The organism is Dyadobacter sp. CY345 (assembly GCF_021502725.1).
GTDB lineage: Bacteria > Bacteroidota > Bacteroidia > Cytophagales > Spirosomataceae > Dyadobacter.
This window is the reverse complement of sequence record NZ_JAKFFS010000004.1, coordinates 612854-632316: the sequence shown is the minus strand read 5'-3', so window position 1 is coordinate 632316 and position 19463 is coordinate 612854. Positions and strand designations below refer to the sequence as shown.

The window sequence follows — 19463 nt, the reverse complement described above, 5'->3', positions numbered from 1 at the left end:
AAATTTACAAATCACCTTTTTTGATTTCCTGGACTGCAAAATCAACCGCCCGCGCAGCCAAAGCCATATACAAAAGTGACGGGCTTTGATTGCCGGTACTTGTCATGCAGGCACCATCTGTAACAAAAACATTTTTGCAGTGATGCAGCTGATTCCATTCATTCAGCATAGAAGTTTTGGGATCTTTGCCCATCCGGCATCCGCCCATTTCATGGATATCCAGTCCGGGAGCTTGCTTGTTGTCATGCTGCGAAATGTTTTTACATCCTGATTTTTCAAGCATATCCGCACTTTCTTTCAGGAAATCGCGGATCATTTTTTCATCATTATCATCATACCCAACCGAAGTGACGAGTAACGGAATTCCCCACTGATCTTTTTTATCCAAACTTAAACTGACCTGATTTGTGACTTTTGGTATTGTCTCGCCCTGCATATACATATACACTTTCCATCCGCCCGGCTTGCTCATATTTTCTTTCAGTGCCGACCCGATTTCGGTTTGAGCAGAATCGTTTCCCCGCGTTCGGTATGCGCCCATGAAGGTTGTAAACCCGCCGACATAATCAGTATCCTGTTTATGTAGATTCCGGTAGTTGGCGAGAATAGGCTCGGTCGGATTTCTTCCGAAGTAATATTTATCTTCATAACCATCAATATCTGCGGCCACCGATGCGCGATAATTATGAAAAGCCACGTATTTCCCTAAAACACCGCTGTCATTTCCAAGTCCGGCAGGAAAGCGGTTCGATTTTGAGTTGAGTAATATCAGATTGCTGTTCAGCGCAGAAGCATTCAGGAAAATAATCCGGGCAGAAAATTCAATAACTTCTTTCGTATTGGCATCAATAATTTTCACTCCACTGGCTTTCCCTGATTTTTCATCAAATGTTATGGAGTGCACGACAGAATGCGGCCTGACTGTGAGATTCCCGGTTTTTTCCGCCCAGGGCAAGGTCGAACTTACAGAACTAAAATAACCTCCATAAGGACAACCGCGCATACACAAATTTCTAGCCTGGCACCCGCCCCGTCCCTGTTTCAGATGGATCTCCTTCGGTTTGGTCAAATGCGCCCATCGCGCATGAACAAGATGTCGGTCTTTATAATTTTCCTTGATTTTTTGTTGAACAACCTGTTGCACACAATTCAATTCAAACGGTGGAAGATATTCTCCGTCAGGCATTGATTCAAGTCCATCCTTATTGCCGCAGACGCCAATAAATTCCTCAACATGCGAATACCAGGGCGCGACATCTTGATAACCAATCGGCCAGCCAATGCCGTATCCAAAACGTTCGGGAGCTGTGAATTCAAACTCGCTCCAACGCTGACAAGCTCTGCCCCAGGTTAGCGATTTTCCACCAACCTGATAACCCCGGATCCAGTCAAACGGCTTTTCCTGCACATATGGATGATCTTTGTCCTGCACAAAAAAATGTTTCGTATCATCGCCGAATCCCGCAGCCTTACTAATCAAAGGATTTTCATTCAGGAATTTTTTAGTCAGATTTCCACGATGTTCAAAATCCCAGGGATTCAAATGCGCCGTTGGATAATCTTTGTTATGCTCCACATTTCTTCCGCGTTCCAGCACAAGCGTTTTCATTCCTTTTTCGCAGAGCTCTTTCGCCGCCCAGCCTCCGCTTATACCAGAACCAATTACAATTGCATCGAAAGTATTTTCATTTTGTGACATACCGGGTATCGAAGAAATTATAGGGAAGATTAAAAAAACGAGGATGATCTGTCGAGTTTTGACGCTGCGTCTTCATCCACCAGAACATAAGCATTTGCATGCGATTGGACAATTGTCCCGGGAATTTCGTTCGTGACCGAATTTGTTAAAACTTCTTTAAGAATCCCTGATTTTTTTCCTCCGGAAACGATAAGGACAGCCATTTTCGCTTCCATCAAATGCTGTAAACCAAGCGTAATACCGCCAGATAATTCCGTAGATTTCTGGAAATATTTCTGTGCAACCTCGACTGTTATTGGATCCAGTTCAGCTTGGTGGGCGTATAATTTAAAATCGGTTCCGGGTTCATTTAATCCGATATGCCCATTCATCCCCAGCCCAACCATAATCAGGTCGATAGGGCCATTATCCTTAATATACGCATCCATTTTCTGACATTCTTCATCCAGATCCGCAGCCATACCATCAAAGAAAACAATTTGTTCTTCCCTGATATTTAATAGTTTAAAAAATTTGGAATACATAAAATGCTTGCAGCTTCCCTCATCGTTTTCGTTCATTCCGATCCATTCATCCAGGCCTACGAAATGGCAACGATCAAAATCGACTACCTTTTCTTTTCCGTATTTAACCAGATATTCCAGTACAATCAGTGGAGATTCTCCTGAGGGAAAACATAAGATTGAATTAGCTTTTTTTTGAACTTGTGCCACAACGAGATCTGCCGCAGCCTTAGACATTGCATCTTTTGAAGGATATACTTTCAGTTCCATGGAATCGACTTTACAAAAAAGAATACAAAAACTTGTTGCTATTTATTCTTTATAAAAGTCAATTATAAGCACTAATTACTTGCAACCTCTTCTTTCCAGTTATTTATTTTCAACTTTCTAAAAAACTCCTCCTCTGCCATCTCCAAAACTTCACCTGGCTTTAAATCTCCCAAAACAATATCTTCAATAGAAACCCGGATCAATCTTTTGCATTTATGTCCCGCAGCACTCACCATTTTCCTCACCTGATGGTATTTGCCTTCCGTCATCGTGATTTTTAGCCAGCTATGCGGAATGTCTTCTCGTTCAGGAGAACGCTTGATTAAACCTGCTGGTTTCCCAATTATTTCCACTTCACAGGGTGTTGTAACCCAATGAATATTTCCTTTGATCAGAATTGGTATACCTGTTCTCAATAACATAAGCGTTTCTTCGCTGACCACATTTCTTACGTGAACAATGTAAGTTCTGGAATGTGGTACTTCACCCTGAAACAACAGGCGTGTTACTTTTTTATTTGTCGTTAAAATCAATAATCCCTCAGAATGACTATCGAGGCGGCCAATTGCATGCGTTCCCTCCGGAAAATCAAATGAAATATCACCTAACAAACCCACATTATCAGGGCTGATAAACTGTGATACCATATTTGCCGGCTTATTAAGAATGAAGTAACGATGTTTGGTTTGCGTCATGGATTAGTCTAAAACGAAAATATTCTCTATAAGATTAAATTCAAAGATTGTTCATTTTTACCAAAAAACAGAAGATAACTTTCCGACACCTGCCCACCATTATCTTTGCCGGCTGGAATTTCCAGGCATAATATTCCTGATCTCTGACGTTGCTGTTTACAATAAAATACAGCGGCTAATTCGTATACTTGCGACTTAGCTATATGCAGTTTACAATTATTCTTTCAGTGCAATGAATTGGGAAAAATTACTCTCGGCGAAACGCTGGGGCAGTGAAGACAAAAACATTGAGGACCAGGCCGAAGCCAGATCGGAATTTCAGCGCGACTACGACCGGTTGATATTTTCTTCTCCATTTCGAAGGCTGCAAAATAAAACGCAGGTTTTCCCTTTGCCAGGAAGTATTTTCGTACATAACCGATTGACGCATAGCCTCGAAGTCGCCAGTGTCGGACGTTCTTTAGGGCGTATTTTTTATAATCGTTTAAGAAAAGATCGTCCCGATCTGGATGAAGAACTTCCGTTGATCAGTGAAATTGGGAATATTGTTGCTGCTGCTTGTCTGGCGCACGATCTTGGAAATCCGGCTTTCGGGCATTCGGGAGAGGCAGCGATTTCTTATTATTTTACAAATGGCGAAGGACTGATCTATAAAGATAAGGTCTCCGAGGCACAATGGAAAGACCTGACAAATTTCGAAGGAAATGCAAATGCTTTCAGGATATTGACGCACCCTTATGCTGGAAAAGGTTATGGAAGTTTTGCGTTAACCTATTCCACGCTCGCTTCCATTGCAAAATATCCTTGCGAATCACTCGCTGGGAAGGACAAGACCAAAATTTACAGAAAAAAATATGGCTTTTTCCAATCCGAACAAACTGGTTTTGTTAAAATTGCGACCGAACTCGGCCTTAACAAAGTTGACGGTGAATATTTAATTTACAAACGACACCCAATCGTGTTTCTGGTGGAAGCAGCAGATGATATCTGTTACAATATTATCGATCTGGAAGACGCACATCGCCTGAAAATCCTGTCGTACGATGAGGTCAAAAATCTGCTTTTGCCGCTTTCAAATGATCCAAAAATAGAAGAACGACTGAATGATATCGATGATGATGATGCGAAAATAAGTCTGCTTCGTGCGAAGGCAATCAATACTTTAATCGGCCAATGTTCGGAGCTTTTTTATCGGGAACAGGAGTCGATTCTGGCCGGAGAATTTAATCATTCCCTGATTGATCAAATCAATGAGCCATACCGCACAGTGATGAAAGAAATAGAAACAATTTCGATAAAGAAAATCTACAATTATTCTTCCGTTGTCCAAATCGAGGTGGCTGGTTATAAGGTAATGGGCGGACTTCTTGAAGAATTTATTCCGGCATACCTGAACAACGATTCTCATTATTCAAAAAAACTGGTGGAATTAATCCCAAAACAATTCATCACCAACGCAACCGACGAGTACTCAAAAATCCAGACGGTATTGGACTTTGTGTCTGGCATGACCGACCTATATGCAGTAGAATTATTTCGAAAAATTAAGGGAATTTCTTTTCCATCGATTAGTTAAAAACCGGCAAAAATTTGTAACCAAAGATTATTAATCTCGGTTCATATTTAATTTGAAACAGGTCGAAAACTTTCGTTACCTTGTATGTCTAACGAGCTTATAAAGCGACTTTACTCAACATGAAAATTGAACAACTGATCTACTCTGGTGGACATTCCCTCAACAACTTTACCGTAAATCCTCACCTGATTTTTGCTTTCGGACACAGGGAAATTCTTGAAAAAAGCAATCTCACAAACGAGCTTATAAATAATTATCCTGACGCTGCTTTTACAGGCTGTTCAACATCGGGTGAAATCATGGGTGAATCTGTCACCGATGGGAAAGTTATCGTGACGGCAATTGAATTTGAAAAATCCACAATTGAGTCCAAAAAAGTATCTTTGAAAGAGATCGGATTTGACAGTTTCGAGGCCGGCAAGAAGCTGGTTTCTCAATTTCCAGTTGAAAATTTAAAGCATGTTTTTGTCGTTTCCGACGGCCTGAAAGTTAATGGAACTGACCTTGTCAAAGGAATAGCGGCGCAGCTGCCCGACCATGTCACACTTACAGGAGGACTTGCCGGTGACGGACCGAATTTTTCCAGAACCGTAATCATAGAGCCTGATGGCGCAGTCGCTACTGAAAGTGTTGCCGCCATTGCTTTCTATGGAGAGTCATTAGAAATCGGCTTTGGCTCTCGCGGCGGCTGGGACAGTTTCGGCATGGACCGCCTGGTTACCAGATCGCATGAAAATGTTTTATTCGAAATTGACGGACAGCCGGCACTGGATCTATACAAATCTTTTCTCGGAGATAAAGCAAAGGATCTCCCCTCTTCCGGACTTCTGTTTCCGTTGAGTATGCGGGATAGTGAAGACCGCACCCCGGTTGTTCGAACGATTCTGGGTATTAATGAAGGAGAAAAAAGCTTGACTTTCGCGGGTGATATCCCCGAAGGCTCATTCGTAAGATTGATGAAAGCCAATACGGACAGACTTATTAATGGTGCAGAAGAAGCGGCCATTGTCGCGCGTAATGGAAAAGTGGAGTCTCCTGAATTTGCTCTTCTCGTGAGTTGCGTGGGAAGAAAACTGGTGTTAAAACAAATTGTTGAAGAAGAAGTGGAATGCGTATCAGCAGTTCTCGAGAAACCTGTTATGACCGGTTTTTATTCCTATGGAGAAATTGGGCCTTTCAACCAGAATGCAGTTTGCGAGCTTCATAACCAGACCATGACCATCACAACTTTCCGTGAATCTTAACTTATGACTGCACCAGAAACAACGGAAATAACATATCACCGCCTCCTAAAACGACAGATCCGAAAATCTTTGTCTGCTGAACTGGCAGAAAATCCGGAAATTCAGGAATTTCTTGCTTCTGTAAATCAAGCATATCTGGAATTTCAGGATGATATGTCGCGCGTGGAGCATATTCTTGAACAGAGCTCTTCGGAATTATTCAAAGCAAACCGTGAACTGATCAAGATCGCAGACGAAAAAACGGAAGAAGCGGCTTCGACAAACAGACGGCTTGAAGAAGTAGCAAACAGTATTTCCGAAGTGCTTATTCAGCTTAACAAAGATGGAAAGATAATTTATCTCAATAATGCGTGGAAAAAGGTTACCGGATTTGAAATTTCTGAAAGTTTGAACAAAAACTGGAAAGAATTCCACGTTAGCCAGGACGCCCAAAATACGCTTAATTTACTATTTACCGGCCAGATAAAATCCATTCAGGAAACCTTCATTTTAAAAACCGGAGATAATAAAGAAAAGTGGCTTGAACTGACTATGTCGGCTCAACTATCTTCAAAAAATGATATCCTTGGATTTATTGGTACGCTAAGCGACATTACAGCACGAAAAAAACAAGAAGCAGAGATTAACAGAATGGTAGACTGGTTCAATGAATCCAGCGAGGCTGTTCAGGTTTCGGACGATCAGGGAAAATTACTATTTATAAATCAGGAGGCGGCCAGGCGTTTAGGTAAATCTCAGGAAGAAGTTATAGGCACGCATATCAGCGGGATTGAAAAAATATTTGAAGACCATGCAGCATGGCAGGAGCATGTTGAAACGCTCAAAGGAATGTCGAAGATGATGATAAACGGCGTTCATAAAAGACAAGACGGCTCAACATTTCCTGTGGAGGCAAGTGTCAAATATTATGAGTCAGAGGGACAGGGATACATCCTGGCGTTTATTCAGGATATATCTGAAAGGGTAGAAGCTGAAATGAAACTGAAATCTTACATGCGTGATCTTGAAAGGATCAATGCCGAGCTCGATCAATTCGCATACGTTGTCAGTCATGATTTAAAAGCCCCATTGCGTGCGATCAATAACTTATCGGAATGGATTGAGGAAGATATCACTGATCTTCTGGAAGGTGATACCAAAGATCAGTTTCGGCTGTTGCGAGGACGCGTGCATCGGATGGAAGGTCTGATCAACGGAATTTTGTCCTATTCAAGAGCGGGGCGAATTAAAACCAATAAAGAGAAATTTCTGGTAAAATCCGTTATCGATGATCTTTGCGAAACATTCAGTTCTAAAAAACAAATTGAATTTAAGCTCGAAGGCAACCCCGATCTTGAAATGGTATCTGAGAAAATTACACTAATACAAATTCTCCAGAATCTGATTTCAAACGGAATTAAATACAACGACAAACCCGATATTGAAATCACGATTGGATGGAAAAATAATAATCATGAACTGGAATTTTTTGTCCGGGATAATGGTCCCGGAATAAGTCCTGAATTCCATGATAAAATATTCGTCATTTTCCAGACATTGCAATCCCGCGATGAATTTGAAAGTACCGGCGTTGGTTTAGCTATTGTCAAAAAAATTCTGGATGAGAAGCATGCTAGAATCTGGATAGAGTCAACGATGGGAATAGGCACCACTTTTCATTTCACCTGGCCGGCTCTTGAAAAAAACGAAGTTTGAAAATTCACCTAACAACTACACTAATTAGTCCCAACTATAAAAATCTGAACAAATGTCCATTCCAAACCCTGTTCCTATGACAATTTTGCTGGTTGAAGATGATGAGGTCGATATCATGAACGTGAAACGAGCCTTTAAAAAGAATAACATTTCCAATCCGCTCGTTGTCGCACATAATGGAATCGAGGCGCTGGAACTGTTGAGGTCTACCGAAACGGATGCTCCAAAACCGAGAATAGTGCTGCTTGACCTGAATATGCCGAAAATGGGAGGAATCGAATTTCTTAAAGAGATTCGCCAGGATTCTGAACTTGCGGCATTATCAGTTTTTGTGATGACTACATCGAATGAAGACGGCGACAAAATAGATGCGTTTAATCTAAATGTTGCCGGTTACATTTTGAAGCCACTTTCCATGGATCGTTTCATTGCAGCCGTTTCTACCTTGAAAAGTTACTGGACACTTTGCGAGTACCCTGAATAACCCCATAAACCCTCTTCTGGCAAATAATATGACATCATTAAATATTTTATTAGTAGAGGATGATATGATCGACGCCATGGAATTTCGGCGCGCGGTAGGAAAATGTAATGTGGAAATTCTGGAAATACGTGTTTGTAAATATGCAGAAGAAGCCATAAAAACACTTGAAAAATGGCTGCCAACCTGCATTTTTATTGACTATCAACTGCCTAAAACCAATGGCTTGGAGTTGCTTAAAAAGATCAAAAAAATTGCTCCCAAATTGCCTGTTATCGTGTTGACGTCCCAGGGTGACGAGCGTATTGCTGTCGAGATGATGAAAGCCGGAGCTATGGAATATTTTCCAAAAGCAGAGATAAACCCTGAAAAACTTACCAAAACTTTCCATACAATGAGCCAGATGCTGGACGTGGAGATGGAAAGAGAAATAGCGCAAAAAGAACTTGCGGAAAAAGAAGAATTTATTCAAAAAGTCGCCCAGCTTTCTCCCAATATCATTTACGTGATCGATATAAAAAAATGGACAAACATCTTTCATAACCATCAGATCGGAGAAATTTTAGGGTATAGTATCGAAGAAACCGGATCAGGAAATTCGTTTGCATTCATTGATTTAATTGATTGCCAAGACCTTCAAATATTTAAAAAACATTATAATCAAATCAGGTACAACCTGAAAGATGGCGAAGTAATTGAGAAGGAATTCAGGTTAAAACATAAAAACGGCTGCGACGTATGGATTATAACCCGCGAAGTACCTTTTAAAAGAAACAAAGCGGGCGAAGTTCAGGAAGTCCTTGGGACTGCGATTGACATCACGAGCAGAAAAATTGCAGAAACAGAACTCATTAACGCTAAAAAAGAAGCAGAAGAAGCTGCGCGGATTAAGTCAGATTTCCTGTCAACGATGAGCCATGAAATCCGTACACCAATGAATGCTATTATCGGGTTTACAGATTTATTATTGACCAGCAATTTTTCTGAACAGGACTCTCAGTATCTGAACACAATCAAATATTCAGCTGATAATCTGATGGTTATATTGAATGATATTTTAGATATTTCAAAGATAGAAGCAGGAAAATTCAGTATTGAAAACTTCGAATTTGATCTTCGTGAAAAACTTCAATACCTCTATCAGACATTTGAATTTAAGGCGCAGGATAAGGGGTTAAAACTGATATTTGAAATTGATGAAAAGATCCCTCCGATCCTGATTGGTGACGCTTACAGATTAAACCAGATAATGGTCAACCTGATCGGGAATGCACTTAAATTCACTTCCAGTGGATTTGTAAAACTGAAAATTGATGTGATTAGTCAGCAGTCAGATCTGGTAGATTTAAATATTCAGGTTTCAGATTCGGGTATTGGAATCTCAGACGACAAATTGTGCATGATCTTCGACAGCTTTTCTCAGGCACATAACAATAATGCAGCAAAATATTTTGGAGGAACCGGACTTGGGCTGAGTATCACAAGAAAGATAGCCGAGCTTATGGAAGGAGAAATTACAGCTGAAAGCGAACTGGGCTCCGGAAGTAAATTCAGTGTAAAACTTACGTTCAGACGAGGAGAAATTCTTCCAATAAAAAATTTACTGAATAATGATACTCCCTTTTCACTCAAAGGGTTTAGTGTAATAGTAGCCGAGGACATTTTAGCTAATCAGCTGTTATTAAAACACTTATTAACTAAATGGGAAGCAGATTTTATAATTTGCAACAACGGCCAGGAGGTTTTAAGCACTTTACAGGTTCGCAGTTTTGATCTGGTGCTAATGGATTTACAAATGCCGGTGATGGATGGAATGACAACCATTAAATTCATCCGCAGCTCATTTCCTCACTTGGATGCAGTGCCGATTGTGGCTCTCACTGCGGATACTTTTGCCCGGACAACACAAGATATTCTGGATTGTAATTTCGATGATTTCGTAACGAAACCATTCAAGATAGACGAATTAACCAGCGTGATTCGAAAGCAGCTAAGACTTTGAAACCTGCCTGGTCCAGAAACGATAATTAGATTTGTACTGATGCTAAATTAGCTCAGTGATAACTCTCCATCCATTACGATTGTTACCTTTGGGCAAAATTATTCATCATGACAAAAGTAAAGCTTACCGTAAATAACAACGGATCTCTGAAAGTTGACGGAGATTTTGAAATCGTAGACGCACAAGGAAATGTGTACGGATTGGAAGGAAGGACTGTGGTTTCGATCTGCCGCTGCGGTATGTCAGCTAACAAACCTTTCTGCGACGGTTCCCACAAAGGACATTTTGAGCATAATGCAGTTGCATTTAATCTGCCTCCGAAAAAGGTTTAGGCTAGAAAAAATTCTATTTAAAATCCACTGATTTTCACCAATCAGTGGATTTTTTATTGCCATATGTTTTCATAAAATTAAATCCACAGACATCCGTCCAACGTATGTTATTATATATCAAAATCAAAAAGTCCGGATCTGTGAGTTCAAAAACACGTGTCAGCATCATCATCATACTAATATTATTCGGAGCCTTTTTGTTAACACTTTCAGGCTGTACTTTTTTGGGAAATAAAGCGCATAAGAATATCATTTATGCGAAAGCAACTGGCAAAATTCCGGATCAGGAGCTGAATATTTTCGAACCAAATAAACCAAAATCACCAAAAGATGTTCTGATATTTATCCATGGCGGAAACTGGAATTCGGGTAAAAAATCCCAGTATAGTCTGATGGGACGCAACTGGACGAAAAAAGACATTGTTTATGTTATCATCGATTATCCATTAAGTCCATCTGCGACTTACAAGGAAATGGCTGAATATTCAGCGAAATCGGTCAAATGGGTAAAAGAAAATATTCATAATTATGGTGGAAATCCTGACCGGATATTCATCTCAGGGCATTCGGCTGGCGGACATCTGGCAGCACTTATTTCTATTGATGACAAATATTTTAAAAAACTGGGAATGGAAAATCCGATCAGGGGACTGATATTAATCGACGCAGCGGGACTGGATATGTATGGTTATCTTTTGGAAGAAAAGTTTTCAAACGACAACACCTATCTTAAAACTTTTACACCTGATCAGAAAAACTGGAAAGACGCTTCGCCGCTTTATCATTTGCATAAAGGAATGCCTCCGATGACGATTCTCAGGGGTGAAAAAACTTATCCATCCATCGCTTCCAGTAATGAAAAATTCATCAAGGCTTTACTAGAATATGCTCCGGAAACGCCCTATGAAATTTTGAAAGGCAAAAAACACATTCCTATGATAACCCAGTTTTTCAATCCATGGAACAAGCGTTATAATCAAATTCATCAGTTTATGGAAAGTATTGACAGCAAAGGAAATGTTGTCGATAATTAGGTAAATGACCTACGAATTATATCAAAAAAATTCTTTCAAAGTTCATTTCAGTATCAAAATTTTATTATCTTTGTGATACTAATAGTATCATCAACAAACGTTAGAACATCGATATGTCGGAAAGACTTCATGAGAAGCTGGAAATTCTTGCTGATGCGGCCAAGTACGACGTATCCTGTTCATCCAGTGGAAGTAAGCGTAAAAATCATAACAAAGGATTAGGTGAAGCAACGGGTAGTGGAATCTGTCATACTTACACAGAAGATGGCCGTTGCGTATCTCTTCTGAAAATTTTGCTTACCAACCATTGCATTTTTGATTGTGCATATTGTGTCACTCGAAAAAGCAACGATATCAAAAGAGCCGCATTCACGGTTCAGGAAGTCGTCGATCTGACGATGAATTTTTATCGCAGAAATTATATTGAAGGCCTTTTTCTTAGTTCCGGTATTTTTAAAAATGCTGATTACACGATGGAAAGGCTGGTTTCTGTCGCCAAGAAACTTCGCACGGAAAATAAATTCAATGGTTATATCCACCTCAAAACAATACCAGGCGCAAGTGATGAATTAATGCACGAGGCTGGTTTGTGGGCGGATAGACTTAGCGTTAATATTGAAATTCCTACGGAAAGCGGATTGAAATTATTGGCACCGGATAAGAATATAAAGGACATGATTGAGCCGATGACTTACCTGAAAAAGGAAATCATCAGGACGAAGGAAGAATCGAAAATATTCAAATCTGCACCGCTTTTCGCCCCTGCCGGACAAAGCACGCAAATGATCATCGGCGCCAGTGGCGAATCGGATAAAGATATCATGCATACGGCAAATAAATTCTATAAAGGGTTTAATTTGAAACGTGTTTATTATTCTGGTTATGTGCCTATCAGTAATGATAACCGGCTCCCGGAACTAGGAAGCGCTGTACCTGTTTTAAGAGAAAACCGCTTATACCAAACGGATTGGCTGATGCGGTTTTATGGGTTTCATGTGCAGGAATTACTTAACGATCAATTCCCGAATCTTGATCCTGAAATTGACCCAAAACTTAGCTGGGCGCTTAGAAACATGGCGTTTTTTCCGGTTGATGTTAATACGGCTGATTTGCAGCTGATACTTCGTGTACCTGGAATTGGTGTACAATCAGCCCAGAAAATTGTTGGTGCTCGTCGGTTTAACAAATTGGGATGGGATCATCTCAAAAAAATCGGAATTGCACTTAACCGGGCAAAATATTTTATAACCTGCAATAGTCCGATAACCGATCGGAAGGATTACACGGAAGCCAAAATCCGTCAGTTCATCCTTAACGAATCCCGAAGTAAATTTCTTACCAATGGAGGCCAGCAGTATAATCTTTTCGGATAAACCTGTCAATGTTTCCTACGACGGAACCTGGTATGGACTGCTGACTGCTGTTTTTGAAGCCTATTCAAAAAAGTGGAATGTTTCCGGTTTTTCAATTATTGACAAAGAAAGCCAATCAGATTTTTTTGCTGAAAAGGTTATTGTAGTGACGGACGAAACGAAGTCGCAAAGAGTTTGGCTGGGGCTGAAAAAGAAAGTCCCGAAGGAAAATTGCATTCAATTATACCGCTGTTATTTATCAGAAATGCCCGGAATGGAATTTACAATCTTTTCCTGCATCAAATTTTATTTTTCCGGTTTTGATTCGCCGCACCTAGCCTATGGAAATTCTGATGTTCTGAAGATCAGCCAGACTTCAAAAATGGTATACAGGGAAAAACACAGAATGGAAGCGTTTGTAAGATTTCAGCGCACGGCGGATGATTTATATTATGCCGGAATCGAACCTGATTTCAACGTAATTCCTTTACTAAGCCAGCATTTCGCTGAACGTTATGCCGATCAGAATTGGCTGATTTATGATATCAAACGGAAGTATGGAATTTATTATGATCAGGATAAAGTGGAAGAAATCACGCTGAATTTTTCAAATGAAGCAGGAGAAAAAACAGCCGTAAAAGATGTTTTTCATGATTCCGAAACTTTGTATCAGGAGTTATGGAAGAATTATTTTAAAAACGTAAATATTCCTTCCAGGCGAAATATCAAGTTGCACGTGCAGCATGTGCCGAAACGGTATTGGAAGCATTTGATTGAGAAGAAATGATTAAGTGATGTAAAAATACATCTGAACAAAAACTGGCTAAATACGGAATCCAATTCCGTATTTAGCCAGTTTTTTTTGGTTTGGAGCTAGGGCCATTGATATGCACATGTAACCCTTTCAGGGTTCAGTTGGTCGCTTCGTTCAATGCATTTCTATAATAATGTCAACCCTTCGGGTTTATTTCCAAAATCAATATCCGGAACGGATAACATTATTATAGTATCAGATTTCAATGTCCAAAACAAAAATCCCGAAGGGATGACATTATTATAGGAATCAGATTCAATGTCTAAAACAAAAATCCCAAATGGATGACATTATTATAGAATCAGATTCAATGTCCAAAACAAAAATCCCGAAGGGATGACATTATTATAGAATCAGATTCAATGTCCAAAACAAAAATCCCGAAGGGATGACATTATTATAGAAATCAGATTCAATATCCAAAACCAAAATCCCAAAGGGATGACATTATTATAGGAATTAGATTCAATATCCAAAACCAAAATCCCAAAGGGGTGACATTATTATAGAATCAGATTCAATGTTCAAAACAAAAATCCCGAAGGGATGACATTATTATAGAAAACAGATTCAATGTTCAAAACAAAAATCCCGAAGGGATGACATTATTATAGAAAACAGATTCAATCTTCAAAACAAAAATCCGAAGGGATGGCATTATTATAGAAATCAGATTCAATATCCAAAACAAAAATCCCTAAGGGATGGCATTATTATAGGAATTAGATTCAATATCCAAAACAAAAATCCCGAAGGGATGGCATTATTATAGAAATCAGATTCAATGTCCAAAACAAAAATCCCGAAGGGATGACATTATTATAGGAATCAGATTCAATGTCTAAAACAAAAATCCCAAATGGATGACATTATTATAGAAAACAGATTCAATGTCTAAAACAAAAATTCCAAATGGATAACATTATTATAGAATCAGATTCAATATCCAAAAACAAAATCCCGAAGGGATGACATTATTGTAGAAATCAGATTCGATGCCCAAAACAAAATCCCGAAGGGATGACATTATTATAGAAATATCGAAATGTGAATGGGTTAAACCCGGAACGGGTGACATAATTACTTAATATTGCCCGCCATTACCCAATCGCAAAAACCCGCTCCTCCGTCAACATATAAATCTTTCTTCCTGCTACCAGATCAACCCCAAATCCCCCTGTAAAAACGCCAAAACTTGGCAAAATGGCCTGATTTTTATCCACAACAAAACATGGCAGCCGAAAACTTTGACGCCCTTTTCCATACGATGTAAAAACCGGGTGGATATGTCCGGCAAATACAAATTTCAATGGGTCCAATTCTACTTTTGGATGATGGGTAAAAATGAAGTTCTCTTCTTCAAAATCATTTTTATACACTTCAATATTATTTTCCAAAAACAAACTGACCGGCAAAACATCATGATTTCCGATCACAATGATCATTTCAACAAAATGATATTTTTTCCTCCATTCCGAAAAGGTTTCCCACTCTGAATTGTATTTATTATGAAAAAGATCACCCAGGAAAACGATACGCGATGGATTCGTATTTTGAAGTAATTCATCCAGCCTTTCAAAATTATTTCCCGCTGCAAGTTGCGGCACTGCTATTCCCTCTTTTCTGAAATGTGTGATTTTACCAAGGTGTAAATCTCCAATAAGTAATGTTTGTTTTTCCTGCCAAAAAATCGCCTTTTGTGTTAATAAATCAAAGTGGTTATTTCTAATTTCAATCTGCATCACTATACTGTTTGAGCATTTTTTGTATCCGGTCTTCCAATTTTTCAGAAGTCAGCTGCTCCCTTAGCCGGTCTACCATTATAGGGAACGAAAAAGGCGTTGGCTTTCTCGTCCTTTTGATTATTATTTTTTGTGTTGCAATCCTGTCAAGCGCTTTCCGCATCCTGACTTCTTCCAGCTGATAAGTCAATACTTCCTGATAGGCCTGATTTACCAGCAAATTATTTTTTTCATATTTAGTCATCACCGTAAACAACAACGAGCTTGACGCCTGAACCTGCTTCGTTTTCATAAATTTCCCAGGATAACCCTGAAACATCAGTCCGGCAATGGCGGCAATCTCTCTGAATTTTCGCTTCGCCATTTCAGTTGCATTCACGCTCTGGTAAATGTCATCAACCAAATGAGCCGTTGAAAATAAGTCATTTTCCTTTGTTATTTTTTCCATATCAACATACTGGTCACTGAGCAATTCAAATCCGTAATCATTCATCGCCAGTGAAAAAGTGATTGGAGACAATTTACTGAGCCGGTAAGCCAGAATTATCGCCATACCTTCATGAACCAACCTGCCTTCAAAAGGAAAAATAAAAATGTGGTGCCCTTCCTTGGTCTCGCATTGTTCGATCAATAATTCACCTGCATTGGGAATCATCGATCGTTCCCGCTGCAATTCCAGAAGCGGTTTTAATTTTGCTAATTCCTTTTCCTTATGCGGATTTTCGATCGCATCGGATAACCGGTCGCGAATAAAAGCTGACAATTGAGACGATAACGGCATTCTTCCTCCCGCCCAACGCACCAAAAATCCTCGTTTCCCTTCCGCTTTTTTGACAGTTACCGTCATTTCATGGATACGGATAAACTCTACGCTCATGCCGGCAAAGACAAAAACATCACCCGCTTTCATCCTAGTTACAAAAGATTCTTCGACAGAACCCAGGTACCGTCCATGCTGCAACTTCACTTTCAGCGATGTTTCTGAAACGATGGTGCCCATACTCAGCATATGCCGGTGCGCGATCCGGCGACTGGTAACCTTGTAAAGTCCGTCGATTCTCTCCACTTTTTTATATTCATCATACACTTCCAGTGATGGGCTGCCGGTTGTAATATAACCCAAAAGCCACTCCCACTCTTCCCGGTTGATGAACTGATATCCATAACAATTCCTGACCTCATCAAACAGCTGTTTTTCATCAAAACCTTCACCGACAGCAAGCGTGATCATCCATTGCGCCAATACATCAAAAGCATGAATTACGGGCGGACGATCCTCAATTATTTGTCTTTCAACACCATCACGAAGGGAGACCGCCTCGATCAGTTCCAGTGCATTTGTAGGACAAAAGAAGATTTTACTGGCAACACCTGGCTGGTGTCCGCTTCTACCCGCCCGCTGAATAAACCGCGCGATACTTTTAGGACTTCCCACCTGAATGACGGTATCGACAGGACGAAAATCGACGCCCAAATCCAAACTTGCCGTACAAATGACCAGTTTCAGTTTTTCAGCATGTAAGGATTCTTCCACCCAATCCCGGATTTCACGATCAAGAGATGCGTGGTGAAGAGCCATAATTCCGGCAAATTCCGGATATTTATCGATGATCACCCGGTACCAGATTTCTGTTTGCGAACGTGTGTTTGTAAAAAGTAAAGTGGTTTTACTTTTTTGAATAATATCAACGACATAATCAATCAGCCGCGTCCCCATATACCCTGCCCAGGGAAGTGTTTCCACTTTTTCAGGCAATATACTTTCAACAAGAATTTTCTTCTGTGTTTTTGCTTTGATGATCACCGTATCTTCCTCCGCAGAATCCATCCCGACCAGAACCTGTTTCGCTTCTTCAAGGTTTCCTATGGTTGCCGAAATGCCCCAGGTTTGAAGGTCAGGATTGATCGTTCTCAATCGTGCAATCGCAAGTTCTGTTTGCGTGCCACGTTTGCTTCCCATCAGTTCATGCCATTCGTCGACGACGATGGTATGCAGATTTTTGAAAGTTTCAGAACTGCCTTTTTGTGCAAATAAAAGATGCAGACTTTCCGGTGTGATCAGCAATGCTTCCGGCATTTGCTTTTTCTGGCTGGCTCTTTCTTTGGTACTGGTATCACCCGAACGAACGCCAATCCGCAACGTCAGATTCATTTCCAAAGCCGCGATTTCCATATTCCGGAAAAGATCTTTTGACAAAGCACGCAAAGGTGTCACCCACAAAATCTGCAATCCTTTACTTCGTTTTGCAGGATTTTTGGGTAATGAATTAATATATCGGATCAGAAAAGGAATCCATAAAGAATAAGTTTTCCCGCTTCCTGTCGGAGCATTCACCAGACCACTTTTCCCGGAAAGATAAGCCTCGGAAGCTTCCTTTTGAAAAGCCGCCCATTTCCAGTTTTTCGATTTAAACCATTGCTCAACAATGATATGTCCGCGGGATTTTGTCAAAGGGATATTCTTTTTTTAATTATTGATAATTAATATTTTTAGGATATGATGCTTTTATCAAATTTCATTCCTGATTTTCTAAATTATCAACTAATCTTTCAAATAGGTATATTTGTTAACGACTAAATATAAAAGTTATGCTAACTACAATTGAAGGTGTTTATGAAAATGGTCAGGTAATTCTGACAGAAAATCCTCCTTTGAGAAAAAAAGCAAAAGTTTTAATAACTTTTATGGAGGAAGTGGAGCCAGATGTATCCTTAAAAAAACGTCCATTGGGGACAATGAAAGGCACTATTAAAATGTCGGATGATTTCAACAAAGCTATTGATGACTTAAAAGATTTTATGTGACTCGTTTTCTCAGATTGAATTCTTAGCTGACAACAACTTCCTGCATCAAATCAAACAAAGAAATCGCCGTTACACCACCACCCATGGGAAAAGTATCTTTACCTGAGTAAACAACAAACATGCGGTCCGGTTTTAAATCTTCGCAAGCGACATGAAAGCCTTTGGATAACTTGGGTGAGGCGCTTCTTTTTATTTCAATCGCCCATTTTTCCCCACCCTTAAATTCAAGAATTAAATCAATTTCAGCGCCACCCGGACTCCCATAATAATAAGGACGAGCTGAATTGTGCGGAATTACACTTATGATATTTTCAATTACAAATCCTTCCCAACTTGTCCCGATAACAGGATGCCCCAATAAGGTATTGAAGTCGTCGATGTTTAACAAAGCATGTGTAATGCCGCTATCTCTTACATAGACCTTGGGGCTTTTTGTCAATCGCTTACTTGTATTGTAAATCCATGGCTGCAATCTCCTTACCAAAAGCAAGTCCGTCATCAGATCAAGATATCGGCCCACTGTAACGCTTGATACATCCAGGCTTCTGGCCAAATGAGATGCATTAAAAACACTTCCCTGGTGATGTGCAAGCATAGTCCAAAATCTCTCCAAAGTGGCTGCTGGTATTCTGGGTCCAAGTTGTGGGATGTCTCTTTCCAGATATGTTTTGATGAAATTATTTCGCCATTCCCGGCTGAGCTGATCCGAATCGGCTAACAAACTTTCTGGAAAACCCCCTCGCAGCCATAGGCTATTAATGTTATTTGGATCACCTTCGGTATATTCCAGAACATCAATCGGATGAAGTTCCAGATATGATATTCTGCCAGCCAAAGATTCACTGGATTGTTTCAAAAGGTCTATCGACGCCGACCCCAGAAATAAGAACAATCCACGCCTATTGTCCTTTCTACGCTCCCGATCTATTATTCCTCGTAATTCGGCAAATATTTCAGGCAGCTTTTGAACCTCATCCAGTACAATTAGTTTCTCTCTGTTTACGGAGTGAAATACATGGATATCCTTAACTTTGTCGAAGTCTGTACGATTTTCAAGATCCAGGTAAATTGAGGGAAGCGATTCTGTCAGATCTAGCGCTATGGTTGTCTTACCGACCTGACGAGGTCCCAGCAAAGCTACTGAAGCATTGTTTTGCAACGCTCTTTTTACTACATCTTCTAATCTTCGCTTTATCATCTCTGCAAATTTAACATCAAA

The 19463-nt window shown here is 40.0% G+C and carries 16 protein-coding genes; 10 read left to right on the top strand and 6 right to left on the bottom strand.

Features of this window, described 5'->3' with window-relative positions; translation table 11 throughout:
* Window positions 1-4: 4 nt before the first annotated feature.
* The 3 genes from L0657_RS20070 to L0657_RS20060 all read right to left on the bottom strand — a co-directional run bounded on the left by L0657_RS20070 (window position 5) and on the right by L0657_RS20060 (window position 3167).
* Complete coding sequence (locus tag L0657_RS20070) at window positions 5-1699, bottom strand: GMC oxidoreductase (protein WP_235152539.1); 1695 nt, start codon at window positions 1697-1699, stop codon at window positions 5-7.
* Between the two features lie 29 nt (window positions 1700-1728).
* Window positions 1729-2472 (bottom strand): glucosamine-6-phosphate deaminase, encoded by a 744-nt coding sequence (locus L0657_RS20065; RefSeq protein WP_235152538.1) that lies wholly within the window; start codon window positions 2470-2472, stop codon window positions 1729-1731.
* Window positions 2473-2543: 71 nt separating this feature from the next.
* The gene (locus tag L0657_RS20060) at window positions 2544-3167 is read right to left on the bottom strand and encodes a pseudouridine synthase (RefSeq protein WP_235152537.1); all 624 of its coding nucleotides are present in this window, start codon (window positions 3165-3167) and stop codon (window positions 2544-2546) included.
* Window positions 3168-3399: 232 nt separating this feature from the next.
* Between L0657_RS20060 and L0657_RS20055 the strand changes: the two genes are divergently transcribed.
* The 9 genes from L0657_RS20055 to L0657_RS20015 all read left to right on the top strand — a co-directional run bounded on the left by L0657_RS20055 (window position 3400) and on the right by L0657_RS20015 (window position 13670).
* Window positions 3400-4743 carry a deoxyguanosinetriphosphate triphosphohydrolase gene (locus tag L0657_RS20055; protein WP_235152536.1) on the top strand — a complete coding sequence of 448 codons (1344 nt, stop codon included), beginning with the start codon at window positions 3400-3402 and terminating at the stop codon, window positions 4741-4743.
* 119 nt (window positions 4744-4862) lie between these two features.
* Window positions 4863-5987, top strand: coding sequence for an FIST signal transduction protein (locus L0657_RS20050; RefSeq protein WP_235152535.1), 1125 nt, complete (start codon window positions 4863-4865; stop codon window positions 5985-5987).
* Between the two features lie 3 nt (window positions 5988-5990).
* Entirely contained in the window at window positions 5991-7682 is a 1692-nt protein-coding gene (locus L0657_RS20045; RefSeq protein ID WP_235152534.1) for a PAS domain-containing sensor histidine kinase, read from the top strand.
* 52 nt (window positions 7683-7734) lie between these two features.
* The gene (locus L0657_RS20040) at window positions 7735-8166 is read left to right on the top strand and encodes a response regulator (protein WP_235152533.1); all 432 of its coding nucleotides are present in this window, start codon (window positions 7735-7737) and stop codon (window positions 8164-8166) included.
* 28 nt (window positions 8167-8194) lie between these two features.
* Window positions 8195-10165: a response regulator gene (locus tag L0657_RS20035; protein WP_235152532.1), complete on the top strand. Its 1971-nt coding sequence runs from the start codon at window positions 8195-8197 to the stop codon at window positions 10163-10165.
* A gap of 107 nt (window positions 10166-10272) precedes the next feature.
* Complete coding sequence (locus L0657_RS20030) at window positions 10273-10497, top strand: CDGSH iron-sulfur domain-containing protein (RefSeq protein ID WP_234647321.1); 225 nt, start codon at window positions 10273-10275, stop codon at window positions 10495-10497.
* 140 nt (window positions 10498-10637) lie between these two features.
* A complete protein-coding gene (locus tag L0657_RS20025) occupies window positions 10638-11531 on the top strand; it encodes an alpha/beta hydrolase (RefSeq protein ID WP_235152531.1) in 894 nt (297 codons plus the stop codon).
* Window positions 11532-11644: 113 nt separating this feature from the next.
* Window positions 11645-12904 carry a putative DNA modification/repair radical SAM protein gene (locus L0657_RS20020; RefSeq protein ID WP_234647319.1) on the top strand — a complete coding sequence of 420 codons (1260 nt, stop codon included), beginning with the start codon at window positions 11645-11647 and terminating at the stop codon, window positions 12902-12904.
* Entirely contained in the window at window positions 12873-13670 is a 798-nt protein-coding gene (locus L0657_RS20015) for a TIGR03915 family putative DNA repair protein (protein ID WP_235152530.1), read from the top strand. Before L0657_RS20020 ends, L0657_RS20015 begins: the two co-directional genes overlap by 32 nt.
* Window positions 13671-14797: 1127 nt before the next feature.
* On the opposite strand, the gene pdeM is transcribed toward L0657_RS20015, so the two are convergent.
* Together pdeM and L0657_RS20005 are read right to left on the bottom strand one after the other, a co-directional pair.
* On the bottom strand, window positions 14798-15439 hold the full coding sequence (gene pdeM / locus L0657_RS20010) for a ligase-associated DNA damage response endonuclease PdeM (protein WP_235152529.1): 642 nt from the start codon (window positions 15437-15439) through the stop codon (window positions 14798-14800).
* Window positions 15429-17891 (bottom strand): ligase-associated DNA damage response DEXH box helicase, encoded by a 2463-nt coding sequence (locus L0657_RS20005; protein WP_235152528.1) that lies wholly within the window; start codon window positions 17889-17891, stop codon window positions 15429-15431. Before L0657_RS20005 ends, pdeM begins: the two co-directional genes overlap by 11 nt.
* Window positions 17892-18028: 137 nt before the next feature.
* Here L0657_RS20005 and L0657_RS20000 point away from each other — a divergent pair, with 137 nt between their 5' ends.
* Window positions 18029-18244 (top strand): DUF2281 domain-containing protein, encoded by a 216-nt coding sequence (locus L0657_RS20000; RefSeq protein ID WP_235152527.1) that lies wholly within the window; start codon window positions 18029-18031, stop codon window positions 18242-18244.
* Between the two features lie 22 nt (window positions 18245-18266).
* Here the strand turns inward: L0657_RS20000 and L0657_RS19995 are convergent, their stop codons facing one another.
* A complete protein-coding gene (locus tag L0657_RS19995; protein WP_235152526.1) occupies window positions 18267-19442 on the bottom strand; it encodes an ATP-binding protein in 1176 nt (391 codons plus the stop codon).
* Window positions 19443-19463 lie beyond the last annotated feature (21 nt).

Excerpts from the sequence above, each read along its gene's own strand:
- L0657_RS20070 (WP_235152539.1), bottom strand. The coding sequence starts at position 1,699 with ATGTCACAAAATGAAAATACTTTCGATGCAATTGTAATTGGTTCTGGT.
- L0657_RS20065 (WP_235152538.1), bottom strand. The coding sequence starts at position 2,472 with ATGGAACTGAAAGTATATCCTTCAAAAGATGCAATGTCTAAGGCTGCG.
- L0657_RS20060 (WP_235152537.1), bottom strand. The coding sequence starts at position 3,167 with ATGACGCAAACCAAACATCGTTACTTCATTCTTAATAAGCCGGCAAAT.
- L0657_RS20055 (WP_235152536.1), top strand. The coding sequence starts at position 3,400 with ATGAATTGGGAAAAATTACTCTCGGCGAAACGCTGGGGCAGTGAAGAC.
- L0657_RS20050 (WP_235152535.1), top strand. The coding sequence starts at position 4,863 with ATGAAAATTGAACAACTGATCTACTCTGGTGGACATTCCCTCAACAAC.
- L0657_RS20045 (WP_235152534.1), top strand. The coding sequence starts at position 5,991 with ATGACTGCACCAGAAACAACGGAAATAACATATCACCGCCTCCTAAAA.
- L0657_RS20040 (WP_235152533.1), top strand. The coding sequence starts at position 7,735 with ATGTCCATTCCAAACCCTGTTCCTATGACAATTTTGCTGGTTGAAGAT.
- L0657_RS20035 (WP_235152532.1), top strand. The coding sequence starts at position 8,195 with ATGACATCATTAAATATTTTATTAGTAGAGGATGATATGATCGACGCC.
- L0657_RS20030 (WP_234647321.1), top strand. The coding sequence starts at position 10,273 with ATGACAAAAGTAAAGCTTACCGTAAATAACAACGGATCTCTGAAAGTT.
- L0657_RS20020 (WP_234647319.1), top strand. The coding sequence starts at position 11,645 with ATGTCGGAAAGACTTCATGAGAAGCTGGAAATTCTTGCTGATGCGGCC.
- L0657_RS20015 (WP_235152530.1), top strand. The coding sequence starts at position 12,873 with ATGGAGGCCAGCAGTATAATCTTTTCGGATAAACCTGTCAATGTTTCC.
- pdeM (WP_235152529.1), bottom strand. The coding sequence starts at position 15,439 with ATGCAGATTGAAATTAGAAATAACCACTTTGATTTATTAACACAAAAG.
- L0657_RS20000 (WP_235152527.1), top strand. The coding sequence starts at position 18,029 with ATGCTAACTACAATTGAAGGTGTTTATGAAAATGGTCAGGTAATTCTG.
- L0657_RS19995 (WP_235152526.1), bottom strand. The coding sequence starts at position 19,442 with ATGATAAAGCGAAGATTAGAAGATGTAGTAAAAAGAGCGTTGCAAAAC.